The sequence below is a fragment of the Rathayibacter sp. AY1B6 genome (genome assembly GCF_002932755.1).
Taxonomy (GTDB): domain Bacteria; phylum Actinomycetota; class Actinomycetes; order Actinomycetales; family Microbacteriaceae; genus Rathayibacter.
The window spans coordinates 102426-125288 of record NZ_PSWL01000009.1 but is presented as its reverse complement, the minus strand read 5'-3'; the positions used below and the strand labels follow the sequence as shown (position 1 = coordinate 125288).

Sequence of the window (22863 nt, the reverse complement as noted above, 5' to 3'; positions counted from 1 at the left end):
GAGGGGCGGCGGGGCGGACGGGCCATGGGCGGGTGCCTCCTCGATCGCGGCGGGGGAAGTGGAGCGGCCCCGGCGCCCGCACCGAGGTGCTGGGCTCCGGGGCCGGTCCGGCGTGCCGAGACTACGCGGAGAAGCGCGGGAAGGCGGAGCGACCCGCGTAGGTCGCCGCACCTCCCAGGATCTCCTCGATACGCAGCAGCTGGTTGTACTTCGCGACGCGGTCCGAGCGGGCCGGGGCGCCGGTCTTGATCTGGCCGCCGTCCACCGCGACCGCGAGGTCGGCGATGGTGGTGTCCTCGGTCTCGCCGGAGCGGTGCGAGAGGATCGCGGTCATGCCGTTGCGCTGGGCGAGGGCCACGGCGTCGAGCGTCTCGGTGAGCGTGCCGATCTGGTTCACCTTGACCAGGATCGAGTTGCCGGCCTTCTCGGCGATGCCGCGGGCGAGGCGCACCGGGTTGGTGACGTACAGGTCGTCTCCGACGAGCTGCACCTTGTCGCCGATGGCCGCGGTGAGGTGGGTCCAGCCGGCCCAGTCGTCCTCGTCCAGCGGGTCCTCGATCGAGACCAGCGGGTAGTTGGCGACGAGGTCGGCGTAGTAGGAGGAGAGCTCCTCGGCCGAGAGCTTCTTGCCCTCGAACGTGTAGGCGCCGTCCTCGTAGAACTCCGAGGAGGCGACGTCGAGCGCGAGCCCGATGTCCTTCCCGGGGGTGAAGCCCGCGGCCTCGACGGCCTTGAGGATGAAGTCGAGCGCCTCGCGGTTGGTGGGCAGGTCGGGGGCGAACCCGCCCTCGTCGCCGAGGCCGGTGGCGAAGCCGGCCTTCTTCAGCTGCGCCTTGAGCGCGTGGTAGATCTCGACGCCCCAGCGCAGGCCCTCGGAGAAGGACTCGGCGCCCAGCGGGACGGCCATGAACTCCTGGATGTCGACGCCGGTGTCGGCGTGCGCGCCTCCGTTGATGATGTTCATCAGCGGCACGGGCAGGGTGTGCGCGTTCGGGCCGCCGACGTACCGGAACAGGTCGAGGTCGGACGACTGCGCGGCGGCCTTGGCCACGGCGAGGCTGACGCCGAGGATCGCGTTCGCACCCAGGCGGGACTTGTTCTCGGTGCCGTCGAGCTCGATCAGCTCGGCGTCGACGAGGCGCTGGTCGGTGGCGTCGAAGCCCTCGATGGCCGGGCCGATCTCGTCGATGACGGCGTCGACGGCCTTCTGCACGCCCTTGCCGAGGTAGCGGTCGGAGTCGCCGTCGCGGAGCTCGTACGCCTCGAACGCGCCGGTGGAGGCGCCGGACGGGACGGCCGCTCGCGAGGACGCGCCGTCCTCGAGCAGGACCTCGACCTCGACCGTGGGGTTGCCACGGGAGTCCAGAATTTCTCGGGCGACGACTGCCTCGATAAGGGCCACAACTATCTCCTCTTGACGGATGGGCTCCCGGAGCCGGGAGCGGTCGGGAAGGAGTCTACTGACCGCCTCCGAAGCGCAGGAGACCGCGGCCGGTCGTAGACTCCCAGGGCCCGATCGCCGGACGGCCCGGGCGCACCCGCCGACCCGGAGGTTCCCCGTGACCACGACCGCCGCCGACCACGTCGACCGTCTGACCGCCGTCGTCCCGGACTTCCCGAGCCCGGGCATCCTGTTCCGCGATCTCACGCCGGTCTTCGGCGACGGCGAGGCCCTGCGGGCGGTGGCCGACGCGCTGATCGAGCCCTACCGCGGCCGGATCGACGCGATCGCGGGCGTGGAGGCGCGCGGGTTCCTGCTCGCCGCGGCGGCCGCCTACTCGGCCGGGCTCGGCGTCGTGACCATCCGCAAGCCCGGCAAGCTGCCGCGGGCCGTGCTCCGCGAGAAGGCGACCCTCGAGTACGGCGAGACGATGCTCGAGGTGCACGAGGACGCGGCGCCGCGCGGCTCGCGCCTGCTGCTGGTCGACGACGTGCTGGCGACCGGGGGCACGCTCGACGCGAGCCGCCGCCTGATCGAGCGCGCAGGGTGGAGCCTCGAGGGGATCGCGGTGGTCATGGAGCTCGACGGGCTCGGCGGCCGCGAGGTGCTGGCCGGCCACCGCGTCGACGCGATCGTCACCGTCTGACCCGGCCCCGTCGCTCCGCTCCCCTGCCCCTTCCCGCCTCTCCTCCCGTCCGCGAGATGGAGGAGGAGGGAGCGGAGAGCGGAGGAGGCGGCGTCAGCTCAGGGAGAGGGACATCCGGGAGAGGACGAAGGTCTCGAGCACCTGCACGAGCATGTAGAGCACGAGCGAGACGCCGGTGACCAGCACGACCGCCGACCAGACGTCCGCGAAGCGGGCCTGGGCGGACCAGGCGTTGATCGCCCCGCCGATGCCCGAGCCGGTCGAGAGCCACTCGGCGAGCAGCGCGCCCGTGATCGCTCCGGGCACCGAGATGCGGATCGCGGCGAAGAGCGAGGGCAGCGAGCCGGGGATGGCGACCTTGCGGATCGCGGTGAGGGTGCTGCCTCCGTAGACCGCGACCACGTCGAGCATCTGCGGGGAGGCGTTGTTGAGGCCGAAGGCGATCGTCACCAGCGCGGGGAACAGGACGACGATCCCGCCGATCACCGCGACCGAGGCGATCGAGCCGGTCCCGAAGACGAGGATGATCAGCGGCGCCATCGCGATCAGCGGCACCGAGCGCAGGAGCATCGCGAACGGCATCAGCGCGTGCTCGATGCCCTTGGACAGGCGGAACAGGATCGCGCCGAGGATCGCCACGACCAGGCCGGCCGCGAAGCCGATCAGCGCGTCGCCCATGGTCACGGCGAAGAGCCCGCCCAGCTCGGCGCGGTGCTCCGCCGCCTTCGCGTCGGTGACCAGGTGCTGCCAGACGTCCCACGGGCCCTTGACCACGTAGGGCGAGACCCCGCTGAAGAGGACCACGCCGATCCAGATCGCCAGCACGATCACGATCGTCGAGAGGGCGATGAGCAGGCTCTTGCGCAGGCTCTTGAGTGTCGCGCCGAGGGCGGCCGTGCGCAGCTGGCGCCGCAGCTCGTCGACCGCGAGGATCGAGGTGGCCGTGGACTGCTCCGTGCGGTCGGGGACGGTGGTCGTCATGGTCATGCCCGCTTTCCGGAGGACCAGGGCGCGATGAGGCGCCCGATCAGTCCGACGATGCCGTAGCCGAGGAGCGCGACGCCCGCGCAGAGGAGGAAGAGCGCCCAGACGCGGGGCGAGTTCAGCGAGACCTGCGCCGCGACCAGGATCGGGCCCACGCCCGTCTCGATCTTGCCGAAGTACTCGCCGAGGATCGCGCCGAGGAAGGCCGCGGGCACCGCGATCTGCAGCGCCGACAGGATGTTGGGCAGGGCCGCGATCAGGCGGACCTTGCGCAGCTGGGTGAAGCGCGAGCCGCCGTAGACCGTGACGACGTCGAGCGCCGCCTTGTCGGCCGCCTTCAGCCCGAGGAGGCTGCCGACGACCGTGGTGAAGAACACCGAGAGGCCGGCCAGGAAGATCGCCGTCGCGCTCGCCTTCCCGGGAGCGTCCGCGCCACCCAGGATCAGCAGCACGATCGCTCCGATCGCGACGATCGGCACGCAGTAGGTGATGACCGCGAGCTGCGAGACGACCCCCTCCAGCCAGGGCAGGACCAGCACGAGCGCCGAGAGCACGAGCGCGAGGAGGTTGCCCCAGAAGTAGCCGACCGCCGCCTCGCCGATCGTGACGGAGAAGTTGCGCCAGTAGAAGCCGAGGCCGTCCTCCATCGCGGTCTGCACGACCTGCACGGGAGTGGGGACGGGCGCGTAGGTCGCGGTGCCGGTGGGCGCGGTGACGAGCGCCACGATCCACCAGACGGCGACGATCGCGGCGACGCCGATCAGCCCGGTGAGCCACGGAGGGAGGGACAGGGTGCGGCGCGGGGCCGCGGGGAGCGTGGTGGCCACGGTCACTCCTGGACGCGGTCGTCCGAGGCCGCGCCGCCGTCGCCGAACAGCAGCTCGGAGGCCTGGTCGACGTAGGCGTGGAACTCGGGAGTGCGCTGCATCTCGGGGGTGCGCGGGCGGGGGAGGTCGATGTCGATGATCTCCTTCACCCGTCCCGGGCGCGGGCTCATCACCGCGACGCGGTCCGACAGGAAGATCGCCTCCGAGATGCCGTGCGTGACGAGGAGCGTCGTGGCGGGCTTCTCGGTCCAAATCCGCAGCAGCTCGAGATTGAGCTTCTGCCGCGTCATGTCGTCGAGGGCGCCGAACGGCTCGTCGAGCAGCAGGACCTCGGGCTTGAGGATCAGGCACCGCGCGATCGACACGCGCTGCCGCATGCCGCCCGAGAGCTGAGCCGGCTTGGCCTTCTCGAAGCCGCGGAGTCCGACGAGGTCGATCAGCTCGTCGATGTAGGACTGGTCGACGCCCTTGCCCGCGATCTCGAACGGCAGGCGGATGTTCGCCATGACACTGCGCCACGGCAGGAGCGCGTGGTCCTGGAAGGCGATGCCGAGCTTGTTGTCGCGGCGCAGCTCCTGGGGGGTGCGGCCGTCGACGCGGATGGAGCCGGACGTCGGCTCCTCCAGCCCCGCGAGGATGCGCAGGATGGTCGACTTGCCGCACCCCGACGGGCCGAGCAGGGCGAGGAAGCTGCCCTGGTCGGTGTGGAGATCGGTGTCCTGCAGCGCCGCGACGCTGCGCGAGCCCATCCGGAACGTCTTCGACAGGCCGTGGATCTGGATGCCGGTGCCGCCGGCACCCTGGTCGCGCAGGGTGCCGGCGTCGGTCGTGTCGGTCACGAGTGGTGCCCTTCGTGGATCAGGATCAGGCCGCGTACTTCATCAGCTCGGGGTTCTCCTCGTAGACCTCGTCGAGGAGGGTCAGATCGAAGAGGTCCTCGGCCGTGACGTCGATCCCGGCGCCCGCGAGGGACGCGATGGTCTCGGACTGCAGCGTCTCGGAGATGGTGAAGAGGCCGTTCGAGACCGTCTCGTCCGAGACGACCAGCTCCTCGGCCTGGATGGTGGCGCCCTTCTTGGAGGACTCCTCGTTGAGGCCGAGGTCCTTGCCGTAGTTCTCGACGGCCAGCATCGCGCCCGCCTCCGGGTCGTTGACCGCGTCGGTCCAGCCCTTGATCTCGGCGACGAGGAACGCCTTCAGAGCGTCGCGCTTCTCGGCGATCGCCTGCTCGGACACCGAGAAGGTCTCGGCGACGAAGGGGAGGCCGTTGTCGGCGAAGGGCAGGTTGACGACCTCGTAGCCCTCGGCCGCGACCGTGATGGCCTCGTTCGTCAGGTAGGCGATGAAGCCGTCGACGGTGCCGTTGACGAGGACGGAGGGGTCGTACTCCACGGGGACGACCGTGAGGTCGGACTCGGAGAGGCCGTTCGCGGCGAGCAGCGCCTGGAACAGGGAGGTGTTCGAGGCCTGGACGCCGATCTTCTTCCCGGCGAGGTCGGCCGGGGTGGCGATGTTGCCGGCGGTCTTGATCGAGAGGACCGTGAAGGGGTTCTTCTGGTAGGTCGCGCCGATGATCTTGAGCGGGGCCTCCTGCTGGGCGATCGCGGTGCCGATCGAGACGGCGTCGCTGAGCGCGACGTCGGCGCTGCCCGAGAGCAGCTCGGCCACGCCGGTCGAGGGGCCGGGGGTGAGCGTCACTCCCGCGAGGCCGGCCTCGGTGAAGTAGCCCTTCGAGTCGGCGAAGAACTCGCCCGCGAACTCCTCGTTCTTGATCCAGGAGAGCTGGACCTTGAGGGTGCCGAGGTCGCCGCCGTCCGCGGCGGACGCCCCGGAGGAGTCGGAGGCGCAGGAGGCGAGGACGGAGGCGCCGCCGATCGCGAGGCCGGCGACGCCCGCCAGGCGGAGGAGGCTGCGGCGGTCGAAGGCCGGAAGGGAGCGGAGGGGCGACAGGGTCAAGGGGACTCCTCGGGTGGGGATCGTCAGGGCTGCTGCGGTGCGGTGCGCGGGGTCGCGACGGGGTGCCCGTGCAGGCGCGCCAAGCCGCGCCGATCGGGTGCCTCGACGCTATCCGGGGGAGATTTCTCGGGTGTGTCCGCAGATTTCGCGGGTATTAAGGCTCTCACGGATCCGACAAGGATCCGACCAGACCGGGGTGATCTCCTGACGGATCGTCTGAGACCCTGTTCAGCCCCGACGGTCAGGCCCCGGTATCGCCCCGCCCGCCCGCAGGCACGGGGTCGGGGTCGGGGTCGGCGTCGGCGTCGGCGTCGGCGTCGGCGTCGGCGTCGGCGTCGGCGTCGGCGTCAGGTTCCGCTCATCCGAAGCCGCCGGCCCAGCTCAGCCGCCGGCGCCGCTCAGCCGGCGCCGCTCAGCCGAGGTCCTTGAAGGAGAGGTCGGCGGCGGAGGCGGCGCCGCGTGGAACGAGGGCGAAGCGCGTGAAGCCCGCGGCGGCAGCGCGGTCGAGCAGCGGGGTGAGGTTCTTCGCCCGGCGCTCGAGGCGCACGCGCGAGCCCTGCGCGATGAGCTCCTGCTTGAGCGCGAGCAGCACCTCGGGCGCCGCGTCGCGCTCGTGCACGAGGACGACGGCGTCGGGGCGCTCGACGACGGCACCGCCGATCAGCTCGACGATCCGCTCGAAGCCGATCGAGAAGCCGCAGGCCGGCACGTCCTGACCGAGGAAGCGGCCGATCATCCCGTCGTACCGCCCGCCTCCGCCGACCGAGGAGCCCGAGGACGGGTGCGCGATCTCGAAGATCGTGCCCGTGTAGTAGCCCATCCCCCGCACGAGCGTCGGGTCGAAGCGGAGCGAGACGCCGGCGGGCAGCGAGCGCAGCGACCGGGCCAGGGTCTCGAGCGCGAGCACCGCCTCCGGGTCGACGCCCTCGGGCAGCACGTCGAGGATCGCGGACTGCTCGAGCGCCACTCCCCCGGCGGCGACCGCCTGCTCGATCCGCGCGAGGTAGCCGCCGAGGACCGCGGCCGCGTCCGGCCCGTCGGCCTCGAGCTCGGCGACGACCCCGGCGGCGCCGATCTTGTCGAGCTTGTCGATCGAGATCAGGGCCGGGCCGAAGCGCTCGGGGGCGAAGCCGCAGTGCTCGAGGATGCCGGTGAGGATGCGGCGGTCGTTGATCCGGATGGTGCAGTCCTCGAGGCCCAGGGCGTCGAGCGCCGCCGCGGTCGCCGTGATGAGCTCGACCTCGGCCAGCTGCCCGGGCTCGCCGATGATGTCGATGTCGCACTGCACGAACTGGCGGTACCGCCCCTTCTGCGGGCGCTCGGCGCGCCAGACCGGCGCGATCTGCACCGACCGGAAGACGGCCGGCAGCTCGGCGCGGTGCGAGGCGTAGAAGCGGGCGAGCGGCACCGTGAGGTCGAAGCGCAGGCCGAGGTCGGCGAGGGCGGAGGCGTCGTCGGCCGCCGCGAGGTCGTCGCGGGTGAGCCCGCGGCGCAGCACGCTGAAGGCGAGCTTCTCGTTGTCGCCACCGAGGCCGGAGTGGAGGCGGTCGAAGTCCTCGACCACGGGCGTCTCGATCTCGTCGAACCCGTGGGAGGCGTACACGCGGCGGATGACGCCGAGCGCATGCTCGCGCTTCGCCTTGTCGGCGGGGAGGAAGTCGCGCATGCCGCGGGGCGGGGTGATCGGGGAGGCCATGACGGCGATTCTCCCAGATCGGCCGGGGCGGGTCGGCGGCGCCTCAGTCCGCGCGCCGCTCCTGCTCCACTGCGCGGATCTCGTCCTGGAGGTCGCGCGTCGCCGCGCGGAGCGCACGCTCGGCGTCGAGCCCCTGGGCGCGCGCGGAGGCGACGATGGCCAGCAGCAGCGGGCCGAGGTCCTCCTCCGACTCGATGGGCAGCGGGCCCTGGCCGGCGTCCACGACGCCCAGCGAGGTCGCCTTGCCGATCACCTTGTCGGCGAGCGCGAGGGCCGGCATTCCCTGCGGGATCCCGTCGAGCACGCTCGTGCGGTGCGGCTTCTCGGTCCGCTTGAGCTCGTCCCACACCGCGATGACGTCGTCGGCCGTCTCGGCCGTCGCGTCGCCGAAGACGTGCGGGTGGCGGCCGATCATCTTGGCGTTCATGTGCGCCGCGACGTCCTCGATGGTGAAGGGCTCGGCGCTCTCGGCGGCGAGGTCGGCGTGGAAGAGGACCTGGTAGAGGACGTCGCCGAGCTCCTCGATCAGGTCGGCCCGGTCCCCCGCCTCGATGGCGTCGACGAGCTCGTGCGACTCCTCGATCAGGTAGCGCACGAGCGACTCGTGGGTCTGCTCGGCGTCCCACGGGCAGCCGCCCGGGGCGCGGAGGACGTGGACGGTGCGGATGAGCTCGTCGAGCCGGGGATGCGCGGTCACCCCGCCATCCTCGCATCCGGTCCGGCCGCCTCCGCGGACATCCGGGCGGGGCGGGTGCCCGGGAGCCTCAGGCCCGCGCAAGACGCCGCCGCGCGACGAGGAGGCAGCCGCCGGCGACGAGCGGCACCGCGGCGAGGAGCCCGGGCGTCGCCGCGACGGCCACCGCGGTCGAGGCGCTGACCAGCGCGCCCGCCAGGTTCCAGAGCACCACCACGGCTCCCGCGCCGTCGCCGATCGGGAGCGGCACCGGGCCGAGCAGCTGCGGCGGCAGCCGACCCCGGGTCGCGTCCATCGCCCGCGCGGCTACAGCGGCCACGGCGGTCGCGGCGGCCACCGGCACCGCGGAGCCCGGGAGCAGCAGCGAAGCGAGGACCGCGCCGAGGGCCGCCAGTGCGACCGCGAGCACCAGCGGGAGGACGGCGTGCAGGAGCAGCAGCTCGACGGGCCCGGGCGCCAGGATCGCCGGCTGCCCCGCGGTCGCCGCGGCGTGCCGGAAGCCGTCGCTCCAGACGCCGGCGCCGAGGTAGGCGAGCACGCCCGCCGCGGCGGCCGGGAGCACGAGGAGGGAGGACGGCACGACCGCGGCGAGCACGGCGGCGGCCCCCGCCGCGACCAGTGCGATCACCGCGACCGCCGAGCGGCCGGGGGTGCGCAGCGCGCCGATCGCGTCGCGCACCGGGACGGCGAAGGCGAACGGGGAGAGGCGGACGGCTCGGAGACCGCGCCCGATCCCCGGGAGGGCGCGGTACCCGTCGAGCGACTCGGCGAGATCGCCCGTCGCTCCGAGCCGGGCGGCGGCCGACCACTGCCGGGCCTGGGCGAGGAGCAGCGGACCCCGCGCGGCGTCGAGCAGGCGGGGCGCCGCGGCCAGGAGCACCGCGGCCGACGTCAGCAGCACGATCGCGGCGCGCACCTCCTCCGCGCCGCTCACGGCCGAGGCGAGGAGGCCGCCCGGCGTGGGCGCACCGGGCAGGAGGGACCCGAGGACCGCGAGAGAGGCGAGGAGGCCCGCCGCGAGCGCGGGCAGGCGGGAGGGCAGGCACTGGCCGGCGAGCCAGGCGACGGCGAGGAGGCCGGCGAACGCGGCGCCGCCGGCGACGGCCGGGAGGAGCGGCGCGGAGGCGGTGAGGGCGAGGAGCGAGGCGACGGCGGCGCAGACCGTCACGAGACCGGCCGTCGCCCGGACCACGGGCCGACGGAGGACCGCCCAGCGGCGCAGGTCGGTCGCGAGCAGCACTGCCGTGGTGTGCGGCTCGCCCACCGCGGGGCCGCGCACCCGGCCCAGGAGCACGGCGGCGGGCAGGGCGAGACCCGCGGCGAGGGCGATCAGCGGCTCCGGCGCGGCTCCCGCCTCGGCGGCGAGGAGTGCGAGGGCCCGGGCGACGGGGAGGACGACGACGAGGACGGTCATCGCGACGAGGTAGCCGGCGTAGGCGCGCGGTGCCGGCGGAGCCGCGGCCCGGCCCCGGTGCAGAGCCCGCACCTCGGCGACGCGGGCCCCCTCTGCGCGCCTCACGCCCGCTCCAGCTCGACGACCCGCGCGCCCAGACCCGCGATCAGCACGGGACTGTGGGTCGCGACGACGAGCGCCCGGGACGCGGCTGCCCTCCGCAGGACCTCCGCGACCAGCGGCACCCGCTCGACGTCGAGCCGCTGCTCCGGCTCGTCGAGCAGCAGCACCGCGGAGGGCCGCGCCAGCACGAGCGCGAGGGAGAACAGCTGCGTCTGCCCGGAGGAGAGCTCGTGCGGGAAGCGGCGGGCGAGCGGAGCGAGCGCGAGCGCGTCGAGACCTGCCGCGGCCTCACGGCGGGCGTCGGCGACCGGCGCGCCCCACGAGACGGCGACCATCGCGAGGTGCTCCTCGAGGGTTATGTCCCGCTCGAACGGCGGGGTGCCGATCAGCGCGGCGACGGCGCGGCGGTGGGCGCCGGAGCGCTCCTCCGGGGCGCGCCCGGCCACCGTCACGACTCCTTCGCTCGGAGCGGTGAGGCCGGCGATCACCCGCAGGAGCGTGGTCTTGCCGGTGCCGTTGCGGCCCGTCACCGCGACGCGCTCGCCCGCCTCCACCTCGAGCGAGCACGGGGCGAGCAGCTCGACCCCCGAGGCGCGCACCGCGACACCGCGGACGGCGACCAGCGGGCCGGCGAGCGGCTCCGGCTCGCGGGGACGTCGGGCGGCGAGGAGCGGCATGCCCTCCATCCTGCCAGCGGGCCCTCCCACGGCGGCGACGGCCACCGGAGCAGGGCGACCGGAGCGGCGCGCCACCGGGGAGCGCCGCCCCGAGGACCTCAGACCGTGACCGGCTCCGGGAACAGCGCGTCCAGGAGCGACGCGACCCACTGGATGAGCGCCCGGTCGCCGAGCGGGACGCCGTCGAGCACGGGCATCGGCACCACGACCGCGTCGGCCTGCTGCAGGTACTTCGCGGTCGGGTACATCCGGCGCAGGCGCACCTGGATCGAGTCCGGCAGGTGCGCGGGAGTAACGCGGACGTTCGAGCCCATCGCGACCACGTCGCTGAGGCCCGCCTTCTGCGCGCGCATGCGCAGCCGCGACACCAGGATGAGGTTCTCGACCGCCTCGGGCAGCTCGCCGTAGCGGTCGGTCAGCTCCTCGACCACGAGGTCGATGCTCCCCTCCTTCGCCGTCGGCGAGGACGCGGCCGACAGCTTCTGGTAGGCCTCCAGGCGCAGACGCTCGCTGTCGACGTACTCCTCCGGGATGCGCGCGTCGACGGGCAGCTCGAGCCGTAGCTCCGTCTGCCCCTCGGCGACCTCGCCGCGGAAGGTGTCGACGGCCTCGCCGATCATCCGCAGGTACAGGTCGAAGCCCACGCCCTGGATGTGCCCGGACTGCTCGCCGCCGAGGAGGTTGCCCGCGCCGCGGATCTCGAGGTCCTTCAGCGCGATCTGCATGCCGCCGCCGAGGTCCGAGTTGGCGGCCAGGGTCTGCAGCCGGTCGTGCGCGGTCTCGCTCAGCGGCTTCGTCTCGTCGTAGAGGAGGTAGGCGTAGGCGCGCTCGCGGCCGCGGCCGACCCGCCCGCGCAGCTGGTGCAGCTGCGAGAGCCCGTACTTGTCGGCGCGGTCGACGATCAGCGTGTTGGCGTTCGGGATGTCGAGGCCGGTCTCGACGATGGTCGTCGACACGAGGACGTCGAACTTGCGCTCCCAGAAGTCGACGATGATCCGCTCGAGCTGCGACTCGCTGAGCTTGCCGTGCGCGACCGCGATGCGCGCCTCGGGCACCAGCTCGGCGAGCTGCGAGGCGACGCGGTTGATCGTCGAGACGCGGTTGTGCACGAAGAACACCTGTCCCTCGCGCAGGAGCTCGCGGCGGATCGCGGCCGAGACCTGCTTCTCGGAGTAGGGGCCGACGAAGGTGAGGATCGGGTGGCGCTCCTCCGGCGGGGTCGCGAGGGTCGACATCTCGCGGATGCCGGTCACCGCCATCTCGAGTGTGCGCGGGATGGGCGTGGCGCTCATCGAGAGGATGTCGACGTTCTTCTTCAGCGCCTTGAGCTTGTCCTTGTGCTCGACGCCGAAGCGCTGCTCCTCGTCGATCACGAGCAGGCCCAGGTCCTTGAAGACGATGTTGTCGCTGAGGAGCCGGTGGGTCGCGATGACCATGTCGACGGTGCCGTCGGCCAGGCCCTCGATCGTCTCCTTCGACTCCTTCGCGCTCTGGAACCGGCTGAGCGCCCGGAGGTGGACGGGGAAGCCGGCGAAGCGCTCCTGGAACGTCTCGAGGTGCTGGCGGACGAGCAGCGTCGTCGGCACGAGCATCGCGACCTGCTTGCCGTCCTGGATCGCCTTGAACGCGGCGCGCACGGCGACCTCGGTCTTGCCGAAGCCGACGTCGCCCGAGAGCAGGCGGTCCATCGGGATCGGCCGCTCCATGTCGGCCTTGACCTCGTCGATGACGGTGAGCTGGTCGGGGGTCTCGGCGAACGGGAACGCCTCCTCCAGCTCGCGCTGCCAGGGAGTGTCCGGCGGGAACGCGTGCCCGCGGGAGGCCATCCGGGCGGAGTAGAGCTTCACGAGCTCGACCGCGATGTCGCGGACCGCCCGGCGGGCCTTGCTCTTGGCCTGCGCCCAGTCGCTCCCGCCCATCTTGCTCAGCGCCGGAGCCTCGCCCCCGACGTAGCGCGAGAGCAGGTCGAGCTGGTCCGTGGGGACGAGCAGCTTGTCGCCGGGGAAGCCGCGCTTGCTGGGTGCGTACTCGAGCACCAGGTACTCGCGCCGGGTCTTGATCGCGTTGCGGCCTCCGCTGGAGACTTCGCGCTGCGAGAGCTCCACGAACCGGCCGATGCCGTGGGTGGCGTGCACCACGAAGTCGCCGGGGGTGAGCTGCAGCGGGTCGACGACGTTCTTGCGGCGCGACGCGAGCTTCTTGACCGCCCGGGAGTCGTAGCCGACGGTGCGGCCGTAGAACTCCGTGTCGGTGAGCAGCGCGAGCTTCGCCTCCTCCACCTCGAAGCCGTGGTCGACGGAGGCCTGAACCACGTAGGCGAGGCCCGTCTCGAGCCCGGCGGGCAGGTCGGCGACGATGCGGGCGGCGACCTCGTGCTCGGCGAGCACCTGGTCGGTGCGCTCCACCGTGCCGGTGCCGGGCGCGGTCAGGACCACGGTCCAGCCGTCGGCCAGGCGCGCGCGGACGTGGGCGAGGGCGCCCTCGACGCTCGCTCCGAAGCCGGGGACCGGCTCGCCCTCCACGCGGACGGCGAGGATCTCGTCGATCCCGAGCTCCTCCGGCAGCACCTCGGCCTCGCCCGCGGCGGGGCCCTGGCGGAACGTGCTCATCGTCCACCACGGGTGGTCGGGAGCGTCGGCGCCCGGGGCGCTGAGCTTCACGGAGTCGCGGAGCGCGCCGAGCGAGATGAACTCGCCCGAGGCGAGGTCGATGGGGGCCTCGGCGCCGGCGGTCGCCGCGCTCCAGGCCGCCTGGAGGAACTCGCGGTTCGTCTCGGCGAGGCTGATCGCCCGCGTCGCCACGCGCTCGGGGGCGAGGACCGCGACGGCCGCCCCCTCGGGGAGGTAGTGCGAGATCGGGACCAGCCGCTCCAGGAGCGCGGGGGCGAGCGACTCCATCCCCTCGACCGGGATGCCCTCGGCGATCTTGGCGAGCATCGCCGACAGGCTCGGGAACTCGTGCAGCATCTCGCGCGCCCGCTGCCGCACCGCGGGCACCAGCAGCAGCTCGCGGCTCGGCGGGAGGACCACCGAGTCGGCCTCGCCCGGGAGCGAGCGCTGATCGGCCACGGAGAAGCCGCGGATGGAGTCGACCTCGTCGCCGAAGAAGTCCACCCGGCTCGGGTGCTCGGCCACCGCGGGGAAGACGTCGAGGATGCCGCCGCGCACGGCGAACTCGCCGCGGCGCGTGACCATGTCGACCCGGGCGTACGCCAGATCGACCAGCTCGGCCGAGATGCGGCCGAGGTCGTAGCCGCGGGCGCCCTTCACGAGTCGGATCGGCTCGATGTCGGCGAGGTTGTCGGCGACCGGCTGCAGTGCCGCACGCACGGAGGCGACCACCACGAGGGGCCGCTCGCCCGACCACTGCTTCATCCGCCGCAGCGCGTCCAGGCGCCGCCCCACGATCTCGGCGCTCGGGCTGAGGCGCTCGTGCGGCAGCGTCTCCCACGCGGGGAACTCGACGACGTCCGCGTCCGGCAGCATGCAGCCGAGAGAGGCGCGCACGTTCTCGGAGTCGCGGCCCGTGGCCGTGACCACCAGCGCCGCCTGCGGACGCCCCGCCTCCGCGCGCCTCTCGATCAGGCCCGCGAGCAGGGGGACCCGGAGGCCGTCGGCCACCGAGAAGTCGGCGTCCCGCACCGCGTACGCGAGAGCATCGTCGAACGTGGAGGCGCGCGACAGCGCCGAGATGATCTCGTTGAGGGGCACCGGTCCAGTTTACGGCCGCCCCGCGCACCGACCGCCGAGGGAACCCTGAACCGTCGAGGGAACCTGGAACTGCGGGCTCCCTCGACGGTTCAGGGTTCCCTCAGTGGAGGGGTCAGGCGCTGGTGTGGAACTTCAGCTGGGCGGCGGAGAGGCCGGAGTCGGCGATGAGCTCGACGGCGTCGGCGGCGTCCGAGACCAGGATCGGGAGCGCCTCGCGCTCCGGGCCGGCGAAGTCCTTCAGCACGAAGTCGGCGGCCTGCTGGCGGCCCGGCGGGCGGCCGATGCCGACCCGCACGCGCAGGAACTCGGCTCCTCCGGTCGCCGCGAGGATGTCGCGGATGCCGTTGTGCCCTCCGTGACCGCCGCCCTGCTTGAGGCGCAGGGTGTCGAACGGGATGTCGAGCTCGTCGTGCACGACGATCAGGTGCGCCGGCTCGATCGAGTAGAAGTCGAGCAGCTGCGCGGTCGGCCCGCCGGAGAGGTTCATGAAGCTGTTGGGCCTGCCCAGCACGAGCTTCGGCCCGCCCGGGCGGAGGAACCCCTCGGCGACCACGGCGTTGGCGCGGTTGTGCCGGCGGAACGAGCCGCCGATGCGCGTCGCGAGCTCGTCGAGCACCATCTGGCCGACGTTGTGCCGGTTGCGCGCGTACTGCGCGCCCGGGTTGCCCAGTCCGACGACCAGCCAGGTGTCACCCATGTCGTTCCTCTTCCTCGGGGGCGGCGGAGGGACTCCCCCGCCGGACGCGGAACGGGCCCGCCGCGGCTGCGAGCGGGCCCGTTCCCGGGGTGGCGCGGACTACTCCGCGGTCTCGGCGACGACGTCGCCCGAGGCCGGGGTCTCGTCGTCCTCGCCCAGGTCCTGCTCGACCTCGGCGGTGACGTTGACGATGAGCACCTCGGCATCGGTGACCAGCGTGGCGCCCTCGGGGAGCGTGACGTCGGCGGCGGTGATCTGCGTGCCGGCCTCGAGGCCCTCGACGGAGACGACGATGTTCTGCGGGATGCGGGTGGCGTCGACCTCGAGCGAGAGGGTGTTCGACTCGATCGAGACGAGGGTGCCGGGAGCGGCGTCGCCCTCGACGTGCACGGGGATGTCCACCTCGACCTTCTCGCCCTTGTTGATGACGACGAGGTCGATGTGCTCGATGATCTGGCGCACCGGGTCGCGCTGGATGTCCTTCACCAGCGTCGTCTGCGCGGCGCCCTCGATGTCGAGCTCGAGGATCGCGTTCGCCTTGCGGGTGAGCAGGAGCACCTGGTGGCCCGGGAGGGTGAGGTGCTGGGGCTCGGTGCCGTGGCCGTAGAGGACCGCGGGGATCTTGTCCTGCGCGCGGATCTTGCGGGCGGCGCCCTTGCCGAACGAGGTGCGGACCTCGACGACGACCTTGTTGGTCAGTTCAGCCATGATGTTCTCCTTGGGCGGCGCGCACGCCACCGGATCGGGTCGTGGCCTGCGGCCACGGACGGTTTGTCGACTCGAACGCATGTCAGCGTGAGGAGAAGTCCGTGGCGCCCCGTGGGGGCCTCGCCTGCTTCCACCGCGTCGATCACGGATGCACGTGCATCCCTCGCCGAAGTTCAGCTGCCGATCCTACCCGGCATCGCGGCCGCCCGCCAGCAGGCGCTCCCGCCGCCGGACGTCCAGGCGGACCGCCTACCGTGCGGGTATGACGAGCGACGACTTCGGCTCCTACGTCGAGAAGAACGGCTTCCACCGCGACACGAACTACATCCCGACGCGGATCACCGCCGACGGCCGCGACGGGTACCCGGTGGAGGCGGGGCGCTACCGCCTCGTGGTGTCCCGCGCCTGCCCGTGGGCGAACCGCGCCGTGATCGTGCGCCGCCTGCTCGGACTCGAGGACGCCCTCTCGATGGGCATCTGCGGGCCGACCCACGACAAGCGCAGCTGGACCTTCGACCTCGACCCGGGCGGCGTCGACCCGGTGCTGGGCATCCCCCGCCTCCAGGACGCGTTCTTCGCCCGGTTCCCCGACTACCCGCGCGGGATCACCGTCCCGGCCCTCGTGGACATCCCGAGCGGCCAGGTCGTCACCAACGACTACCCGGTGATGACGCTCGACTTCTCCACCGAGTGGACCGCGTTCCACCGCGACGGCGCTCCCGACCTCTATCCCGAGGAGCACCGCGAGGAGATCGACGAGATCGCCGAGCTGGTCTTCCACGACGTGAACAACGGCGTCTACAAGTGCGGCTTCGCCGGGTCGCAGCGCTCCTACGACCGGGCCTACGACCGCCTCTGGGCGCGGCTGGACTGGCTGGAGGAGCGGCTGAGCACCCGCCGCTACCTGGTCGGCGACACCATCACCGAGGCGGACGTGCGGCTCTTCACGACGCTCGCCCGCTTCGACGCCGTCTACTACAGCCACTTCAAGGCCAACCGGAACCTGCTGTCGGCGATGCCCGCGCTCTGGGGCTACGCGCGCGACCTGTTCGCCACTCCGGGGTTCGGCGACACGATCGACTTCGCCCACATCAAGTCGCACTACTACGAGGTGCAGCGGGACATCAATCCGACCGGCGTCGTCCCCAAGGGCCCGGACCTCTCCGGCTGGCTCGTCCCCTCGCGCCGCGAGGAGCTCGGCGGCCGCCCGTTCGGCGACGGCACTCCCCCGCCGCCGCCGATCCCCTCGGAGCGCGTCCCCCTCGGGCACGGCGCCTGACCGGCTCCCCGGACGCGCCGTGGCAGCGCGCAAGAGCGTGCGCGCGCCGGGCGACCGATGTGCAGCCGGGAGACGGCTCCGACCCGGGCTCCCGGCGGCGCCCCGGCGATAGCCTGGGCTCGCCCCTGAACGCGAACGTCGAGGAGAACCGTGTCTGACAAGCCCACCGCCACAGCCAACATCGGAGTCGTCGGTCTGGCGGTGATGGGCTCGAACCTCGCCCGCAACCTCGCCAGCCGCGAGGGCAACACGGTCGCGGTGTTCAACCGCTCCTACGGCCGCACCGAGACCCTCATCACGGAGCACCCGGAGGCGGGCTTCGTCGCCTCCGAGACCATCGAGGACTTCGCCGCCTCGCTCGCCACCCCGCGCACCGCGATCATCATGGTCCAGGCCGGCCGCGGCACCGACGCCGTGATCGAGCAGCTGACGAAGGTCTTCGAGCCCGGCGACATCATCGTCGACGGCGGCAACGCGCTCTTCACCGACACCATCCGCCGCGAGAAGGCCGTCCGCGAGACCGGCATCCACTTCGTCGGCACCGGCATCTCCGGCGGCGAGGAGGGCGCGCTCAAGGGCCCGTCGATCATGCCCGGGGGCTCGGTCGAGTCCTACAAGACCCTCGGCCCGATCCTCTCGTCGATCGCCGCGGTCGCCGAGGGCGAGCCCTGCGTCACCCATATCGGCACCGACGGCGCCGGCCACTTCGTCAAGATGATCCACAACGGCATCGAGTACGCCGACATGCAGCTCATCGCCGAGGCGTACGACCTGCTCCGCACCGTCGGCGGACACGAGCCCGCCGCGATCGCCGAGGTCTTCGACGCCTGGAACAAGGGGGACCTCGAGTCGTACCTCATCGAGATCACCGCCGAGGTGCTCCGCCAGGTCGACGCCGACACCGGGAACCCCTTCATCGACGTCGTCCTCGACCAGGCCGGCTCGAAGGGCACCGGCGTCTGGACCGTGCAGAACGCGCTCGACCTCGGCGTCCCCGTCGGCGGCATCGCCGAGGCCGTCTTCGCCCGTGCCGTGTCCTCCCACCCCGAGCAGCGCGAGGCCGTGCAGGCCCGCGTCACCTCGCGCCCGACCCCGGTCGAGAAGTACGAGGGCTTCGAGGACGACGTGCGCGCCGCGCTCTACGCCTCCAAGGTCGTCGCCTATTCGCAGGGCTTCGACGCGATCATCGCCGGAGCCGAGAAGTACGGCTGGGAGATCGACAAGGGAGCGGTCGCCAAGATCTGGCGCGCGGGCTGCATCATCCGCGCCCAGTTCCTCAACCGCATCGTCGACGCCTACGACGAGAACGCCGGCATCACGACCCTCCTCGAGGACCCGTACTTCGCCGAGGCCGTCGCGAACGGCGAGGCCGCCTGGCGCCGCATCGTCTCGACCGCCGCGCTCTCGGGCGTGCCGATCCCCGGCTTCGGCGCCGCGCTGTCGTACTACGACTCGCTCGCCTCGAAGCGCCTCCCGGCCGCTCTCGTGCAGGGCCAGCGCGACTTCTTCGGAGCGCACACCTACAAGCGCGTCGACAAGGAGGGCACCTTCCACACGCTGTGGTCCGGCGACCGCACCGAGGTCGAGCAGGACCCCTCCACGCACTGACCCGCGTCGCACGAGGAAGGCGCCCCCGCCCGCAGGATCCACGGATCCTCGGGCGGGGGCGCCTTCCTCGTTCCAGGCCCCCTGTCGTCAGCGGAGCCAGGCGGTGGCGTCCGGCGGGAGCAGGCGGCCCGCCATCGGGACGCTCGCGAGCAGCAGCTCGCCCTCGGGCAGCTCGACCGGCTCCGCCCCGAGATTGGTCACGGAGCGCCAGCCGTTCGGGCGGCTGAAGTCGACGACGTCGGCCCCGTCCCCCCGCCATTCCAGGTGCTCCTCCGTCTGCAGCTCCTGCCGGAGCGCCAGCGCCCGGCGGTAGAGCGCGAGCGTCGAGCCCTCGGACAGCTCCTCCGCCTCCACGGAGGAGTCGGCGAACCATGCGGGCTGGGGCAGGTGCGCGCCGCCCGGGCCGAAGCCCAGCGAGGTCCCGGTGGACTCCCACGGCAGCGGGACGCGGCAGCCGTCGCGGCCGACGTCGACGCCGCCGCTGCGGAAGAAGGTCGGGTCCTGCCGGTCGGCGTCGGGGACCCGCATCGCGGCGGCCCTCGTCAACCTGCTCGACGTCTCGCTCCTCGTCGTCGGCGGAGCGCTCGCCTCCTCCGCCGGCCCCCTGCTCGCGGAGGTGTCCGACCGCCTCGCGTCCCACGTGCACGCCCCGGTGCCGCGACTGCTGCCCTCGACCCTGGGCGACCGGGCCGTCGCCCTCGGCGCGGTCCGCGCCGGGCTCGACCGGGTGCGCGCCGATCCGCTGGCCCTCCGGCTCCCCGAGCGCGCGCTCGACGCCCGGGCCGGCTGACCCCTCAGCTCCGGAACGCCCGCGCGATCAGGAGTGCCGCCAGGAGCACCGCCGCTGCGGCCGCCGTGGCCGCCGGGAGGGCGAGCAGGAGCAGCAGCGAGACCGCGGCCGAGGCGAGGGCCGGGCCGCTCGCCCCGGCCGCTCCGTGGTCGAGGCGCCGCACGATGGTCGCCACCAGCAGGGCGGCCACGGCGAAGGCGAGCAGCGCGTCCGCGTCGAGGATCACGACCGCGAGCACGGCGACCAGGCAGAGGACGAGCTGAGCCGCCGCGGGCACGCCGGTCCTGCGGTTCCTTGTGGCGAGCACCGCCGGGATCTCCCCTGCGTCGGCGAGACGGACGAGGGCGCGCGCGTCCCTCCTCCCGAGGTCGAGGAGCGCGAGCAGGACCGCGATCACGGCGGCGGCCCCGACGAGCCCTGACGCGGGCGTGCCGCGGGTGACGGCGCTGAGAGGGGTCTCCGAGGCCGCGAGGACCTCGGGACCGGCCGCCAGGAGCAGACCGGTGCCGAGCGCGGCGGCGGCCGCCGTGGCGATCCCGATGCGCAGCAGGGCGGGTCGCAGACCCGTCACCGCGCCGGAGCGGGAGGTCGGCAGGAGGATCAGGAGCAGCGCCGCGGCGGTGCCGGCTCCCAGCAACCCTCCGTCGCGCAGCGGGTCGAACGGCGCGGGGTCCGGAGGGGACACCAGCACGATCACGGCGGCGGCGGCCAGCAGGACCACGACAGCGCCGACGAGGAGCAGGACCGGGCGAGCGGGGAGGCGCCCGCCGCGCAGACCGAAGAGCGCGACGGCCACGAGCAGCAGGACGGCCAGGGGCCGGGCCGCTCCCCCGAGGACCGACTGGGCCGCGGTCAGGGCCAGCGCGGCCGAGGCGAACGCGCGGCCGACGATCCCGAGCCACTCCGAGGAGGGGCCGTCGTGGACGGTGCGCCCGGCGTCGGCGACGGCGCCCAGAGCCGCGGAGGCCGCGGCGACGGCGAGCCCGAGGAGCAGCCACCAGCCCGCCGCGGCGGCGGCCGGCGACCAGACCAGGAAGACCGCCGCCAGGGCGAGGGTCGCATCCGAACGCTGGGGCACGGCCTCACCCTAGGCGGTGGAGCCGGAGCGGGACCCGGGTGCGCCGTGCACGGCGCACCTCGAGGCGCGGGGTCCTACGCGTCGCCGTCGAACATCGACGTCACGGAGCCGTCGTCGAAGACCTCGTGGATGGCGCGGGCCAGCAGCGGAGCGATGGGCAGGATCGTCAGGCGGTCCCACGTCTTCTCCTCCGGCAGCGGCAGAGTGTCGGTGACGACGACCGAGTCGATGAACTCGGAGCTCAGGAGCTCGACCGCCGGGTCCGAGAAGACGGCGTGGGTGGCGGCGACGACCACGCCGATCGCGCCCGCCTTCTTCAGCGCCTCGGCCGCCTTCGCGATGGTACGGCCGGTGTCGATGAGGTCGTCGACGAGGAGGCAGACGCGGCCCTTCACCTCACCGACGATCTCGTGCACGGACACCTGGTTGGCGACCTTCGGGTCGCGGCGCTTGTGGATGATCGCCAGCGGGACGCCGAGCTTGTCGCTCCAGATGTCGGCGACGCGGACGCGGCCCATGTCGGGCGAGACGATGGTGAGGGTCGAGGGGTCGAGCTTCTCGCGGAAGTGCTCGAGCAGCACGGGCATCGCGAAGAGGTGGTCGACGGGGCCGTCGAAGAAGCCCTGGATCTGCGCCGCGTGCAGGTCGACCGACATGATCCGGTCGGCTCCCGCCGCCTTGAAGAGGTCGGCGACGAGCCGGGCCGAGATCGGCTCGCGGCCGCGGCCCTTCTTGTCCTGGCGCGCGTAGGGGTAGAACGGCGCGACCACGGTGATCCGCTTGGCGGAGGCGCGCTTGAGCGCGTCGACCATGATCAGCTGCTCCATCAGCCACTCGTTGATCGGGGACGTGTGCGACTGGAGGACGAACACGTCACCTCCGCGGACCGACTCGCCGTAGCGGACGTAGAGCTCGCCGTTGGCGAAGGTGCGCCCCTCGGTCGTGACGAGCTCGGTCCCGAGCTCGGCGGCGACCGCTTCCGCCAGTGCCGGATGCGCCCTCCCCGAGACGAGGACCAGGCTCTTCTTGTTGCTGGCGGTGATGCCGGTCACTGTGCTCCGCTTCCTCCGGTGGGCGCCTGGTCGGATCCGGTGGGATCCGACGCCAGGGCCGCCTCGGCGGCGTCGGCCGCTGCGGTGCCCGGACGGTGGGTCTGCACCCACCCGGCCATGTTGCGCTGCGGAGCGACGGTGATCCCGAGGGCTCCGGCGGGGATGTCCTTGCGGATGACCGTGCCGGCGCCCGTGTACGCTCCGTCACCGATTCTAACGGGGGCGACGAAGACGTTGTGCGACCCCGCACGCACGTGGGAGCCGACGACGGACGACGCCTTGCTCACCCCGTCGTAGTTGGCGAAGATCGAGCCGGCGCCGATGTTCGACTCCTCGCCGATGACGGCGTCGCCGACGTAGGAGAGGTGCGGGACCTTCGATCCCTCGCCGATGACGGCGTTCTTGGTCTCGACGTAGGTGCCGATCTTGCCGCGGGCGCCGAGCACGGTGCCGGGGCGGAGGAACGAGAACGGGCCGACCTGGGCCTTCGCGCCGATCACGGCGAGCGTCGCGTCGGAGCGCTTCACGACCGCGTCCTCGCCGACCTCGCAGGAGTCGAGCGTGGTGTCCGGGCCGATGACCGCGCCGGTGGCGATCACGGTCGGGCCCTTGATCTGCGTGCCCGGGAGGATCTCGACGTCCGGGGCGAGGACCGCGTCCACGTCGATCCAGGTCGTCGCCGGGTCCTGGATCGTGACGCCCTCGAGCTGCCAGCGGCGCACGATGCGCGCGTTGAGCTCGAGCGCCGCGTCCGCGAGCTGGGCGCGGTCGTTGATCCCGGCCACGAGCCACCGGTCCTGCACGGGGACGGCCTCGATCGCGCGGCCGGCGGCCTTGAGCGCGGCGGCGGCGTCGGTGAGGTACTTCTCCCGCTGGGCGTTCTCGGTGCCGATCGCGCCGATGACCGAGCGGAGCGCGGCGGCGTCGAAGGCGTAGACGCCGGCGTTGATCTCGGTGAGGTCGAGCTCGTCGGGGCTCGCGTCCTTCTGCTCCACGATGGAGGCGAAGGCTCCGTCGCCGCCGCGGACGATCCGGCCGAAGCCGGTCGGGTCCTCGAGCACGCAGGAGAGCATGGTGAGCGCGTTCGCCGCGGCGAGGTGCTCGTCGACCAGGCGGCGGAGGGTCGGTGCGTCCAGCAGCGGGACGTCGGCGCTCAGCACGACGACCGTGCCGGCGAAGGACTGCGGGAGCGCCGCGAGGCCCTGCTCGACCGCGCGGCCGGTGCCGGGGGTCTCGTCCTGGTCCACCACCAGCGCGGAGGGGGTGTGCTCGAGGACGGCCTCGGCGACCCGGTCGCGCTCGTGGCGCACCACGGTGACGACGTGCGCCGCGTCGAGCGAGGCGGCGGTGTCGAGCACGTGCCCGAGCAGCGGCCTCCCGGCGAGGCGGTGCAGGACCTTCGGGGTGCGGGACTTCATGCGGGTGCCCTGGCCTGCCGCCAGGATCACGACGGCGAGCGTGCTGTCTGCCATGTTCTTCGCGTTCTCCTCCGTGAGCGCACCGT

General features: G+C 72.9%; 19 protein-coding genes and 1 pseudogene. 4 read left to right on the top strand and 16 right to left on the bottom strand.

The genetic code is table 11. The features are described 5' to 3' along the window. Window positions 1-121 precede the first annotated feature (121 nt). The gene (eno, locus tag C5D08_RS06915; protein ID WP_104222361.1) at window positions 122-1402 is read right to left on the bottom strand and encodes a phosphopyruvate hydratase; all 1281 of its coding nucleotides are present in this window, start codon (window positions 1400-1402) and stop codon (window positions 122-124) included. A gap of 157 nt (window positions 1403-1559) precedes the next feature. On the opposite strand from eno, the gene C5D08_RS06910 reads away from it, so the two are divergent. Beyond that, window positions 1560-2087 (top strand): adenine phosphoribosyltransferase, encoded by a 528-nt coding sequence (locus C5D08_RS06910; protein WP_258067343.1) that lies wholly within the window; start codon window positions 1560-1562, stop codon window positions 2085-2087. A gap of 93 nt (window positions 2088-2180) precedes the next feature. On the opposite strand, the gene C5D08_RS06905 is transcribed toward C5D08_RS06910, so the two are convergent. From C5D08_RS06905 to C5D08_RS06850, 11 genes are all read right to left on the bottom strand, one after another. Beyond that, a complete protein-coding gene (locus C5D08_RS06905; RefSeq protein WP_104276399.1) occupies window positions 2181-3074 on the bottom strand; it encodes an ABC transporter permease in 894 nt (297 codons plus the stop codon). After that, the gene (locus C5D08_RS06900) at window positions 3071-3898 is read right to left on the bottom strand and encodes an ABC transporter permease (protein WP_258065327.1); all 828 of its coding nucleotides are present in this window, start codon (window positions 3896-3898) and stop codon (window positions 3071-3073) included. Before C5D08_RS06900 ends, C5D08_RS06905 begins: the two co-directional genes overlap by 4 nt. A 2-nt stretch (window positions 3899-3900) precedes the next feature. Further along, window positions 3901-4647 carry an ABC transporter ATP-binding protein gene (locus tag C5D08_RS06895; protein ID WP_104276409.1) on the bottom strand — a complete coding sequence of 249 codons (747 nt, stop codon included), beginning with the start codon at window positions 4645-4647 and terminating at the stop codon, window positions 3901-3903. Window positions 4648-4762: 115 nt separating this feature from the next. Continuing rightward, window positions 4763-5854 (bottom strand): ABC transporter substrate-binding protein, encoded by a 1092-nt coding sequence (locus tag C5D08_RS06890; protein WP_258059873.1) that lies wholly within the window; start codon window positions 5852-5854, stop codon window positions 4763-4765. Window positions 5855-6266: 412 nt separating this feature from the next. After that, the gene (gene hisS, locus C5D08_RS06880) at window positions 6267-7550 is read right to left on the bottom strand and encodes a histidine--tRNA ligase (protein ID WP_104276398.1); all 1284 of its coding nucleotides are present in this window, start codon (window positions 7548-7550) and stop codon (window positions 6267-6269) included. Window positions 7551-7593: 43 nt separating this feature from the next. Next, window positions 7594-8247 (bottom strand): MazG family protein, encoded by a 654-nt coding sequence (locus tag C5D08_RS06875; protein ID WP_104276397.1) that lies wholly within the window; start codon window positions 8245-8247, stop codon window positions 7594-7596. A gap of 67 nt (window positions 8248-8314) precedes the next feature. Further along, on the bottom strand, window positions 8315-9763 hold the full coding sequence (locus C5D08_RS06870) for a hypothetical protein (protein WP_104276396.1): 1449 nt from the start codon (window positions 9761-9763) through the stop codon (window positions 8315-8317). Then, window positions 9760-10437: an ATP-binding cassette domain-containing protein gene (locus C5D08_RS06865; RefSeq protein WP_104276395.1), complete on the bottom strand. Its 678-nt coding sequence runs from the start codon at window positions 10435-10437 to the stop codon at window positions 9760-9762. Before C5D08_RS06865 ends, C5D08_RS06870 begins: the two co-directional genes overlap by 4 nt. A gap of 98 nt (window positions 10438-10535) precedes the next feature. Next, window positions 10536-14147 carry a transcription-repair coupling factor gene (gene mfd, locus C5D08_RS06860; RefSeq protein WP_104276394.1) on the bottom strand — a complete coding sequence of 1204 codons (3612 nt, stop codon included), beginning with the start codon at window positions 14145-14147 and terminating at the stop codon, window positions 10536-10538. Between the two features lie 112 nt (window positions 14148-14259). Next, window positions 14260-14844, bottom strand: coding sequence for an aminoacyl-tRNA hydrolase (gene pth / locus C5D08_RS06855; protein WP_104276393.1), 585 nt, complete (start codon window positions 14842-14844; stop codon window positions 14260-14262). A 99-nt stretch (window positions 14845-14943) separates the two neighbouring features. Then, the gene (locus tag C5D08_RS06850; RefSeq protein WP_104238997.1) at window positions 14944-15552 is read right to left on the bottom strand and encodes a 50S ribosomal protein L25/general stress protein Ctc; all 609 of its coding nucleotides are present in this window, start codon (window positions 15550-15552) and stop codon (window positions 14944-14946) included. A gap of 262 nt (window positions 15553-15814) precedes the next feature. Here C5D08_RS06850 and C5D08_RS06845 point away from each other — a divergent pair, with 262 nt between their 5' ends. Together C5D08_RS06845 and gndA are read left to right on the top strand one after the other, a co-directional pair. After that, the gene (locus C5D08_RS06845; RefSeq protein WP_104276392.1) at window positions 15815-16831 is read left to right on the top strand and encodes a glutathione S-transferase family protein; all 1017 of its coding nucleotides are present in this window, start codon (window positions 15815-15817) and stop codon (window positions 16829-16831) included. Window positions 16832-16981: 150 nt separating this feature from the next. Then, the gene (gndA, locus tag C5D08_RS06840; RefSeq protein ID WP_104276391.1) at window positions 16982-18439 is read left to right on the top strand and encodes an NADP-dependent phosphogluconate dehydrogenase; all 1458 of its coding nucleotides are present in this window, start codon (window positions 16982-16984) and stop codon (window positions 18437-18439) included. Between the two features lie 87 nt (window positions 18440-18526). Here the strand turns inward: gndA and C5D08_RS06835 are convergent. Further along, a pseudogene (locus tag C5D08_RS06835) lies at window positions 18527-18961 on the bottom strand (alpha-amylase); the annotation flags it as partial. 94 nt (window positions 18962-19055) lie between these two features. Between C5D08_RS06835 and C5D08_RS16950 the strand changes: the two are divergent. Then, window positions 19056-19229, top strand: coding sequence for a hypothetical protein (locus tag C5D08_RS16950; protein WP_181110318.1), 174 nt, complete (start codon window positions 19056-19058; stop codon window positions 19227-19229). A gap of 4 nt (window positions 19230-19233) precedes the next feature. Here the strand turns inward: C5D08_RS16950 and C5D08_RS06825 are convergent, their stop codons facing one another. The 3 genes from C5D08_RS06825 to glmU form a co-directional block, all read right to left on the bottom strand. After that, entirely contained in the window at window positions 19234-20307 is a 1074-nt protein-coding gene (locus tag C5D08_RS06825; RefSeq protein WP_104276389.1) for a hypothetical protein, read from the bottom strand. 74 nt (window positions 20308-20381) lie between these two features. After that, complete coding sequence (locus C5D08_RS06820) at window positions 20382-21359, bottom strand: ribose-phosphate diphosphokinase (RefSeq protein ID WP_104276388.1); 978 nt, start codon at window positions 21357-21359, stop codon at window positions 20382-20384. Beyond that, window positions 21356-22831 carry a bifunctional UDP-N-acetylglucosamine diphosphorylase/glucosamine-1-phosphate N-acetyltransferase GlmU gene (glmU, locus tag C5D08_RS06815; RefSeq protein ID WP_104276408.1) on the bottom strand — a complete coding sequence of 492 codons (1476 nt, stop codon included), beginning with the start codon at window positions 22829-22831 and terminating at the stop codon, window positions 21356-21358. Before glmU ends, C5D08_RS06820 begins: the two co-directional genes overlap by 4 nt. Window positions 22832-22863: the final 32 nt, after the last annotated feature.

Excerpts from the sequence above, each read along its gene's own strand:
- C5D08_RS06905 (WP_104276399.1), bottom strand. The coding sequence starts at position 3,074 with ATGACCATGACGACCACCGTCCCCGACCGCACGGAGCAGTCCACGGCC.
- C5D08_RS06895 (WP_104276409.1), bottom strand. The coding sequence starts at position 4,647 with ATGGGCTCGCGCAGCGTCGCGGCGCTGCAGGACACCGATCTCCACACC.
- hisS (WP_104276398.1), bottom strand. The coding sequence starts at position 7,550 with ATGGCCTCCCCGATCACCCCGCCCCGCGGCATGCGCGACTTCCTCCCC.
- C5D08_RS06865 (WP_104276395.1), bottom strand. The coding sequence starts at position 10,437 with ATGCCGCTCCTCGCCGCCCGACGTCCCCGCGAGCCGGAGCCGCTCGCC.
- pth (WP_104276393.1), bottom strand. The coding sequence starts at position 14,844 with ATGGGTGACACCTGGCTGGTCGTCGGACTGGGCAACCCGGGCGCGCAG.
- C5D08_RS06850 (WP_104238997.1), bottom strand. The coding sequence starts at position 15,552 with ATGGCTGAACTGACCAACAAGGTCGTCGTCGAGGTCCGCACCTCGTTC.
- C5D08_RS06845 (WP_104276392.1), top strand. The coding sequence starts at position 15,815 with ATGACGAGCGACGACTTCGGCTCCTACGTCGAGAAGAACGGCTTCCAC.
- glmU (WP_104276408.1), bottom strand. The coding sequence starts at position 22,831 with ATGGCAGACAGCACGCTCGCCGTCGTGATCCTGGCGGCAGGCCAGGGC.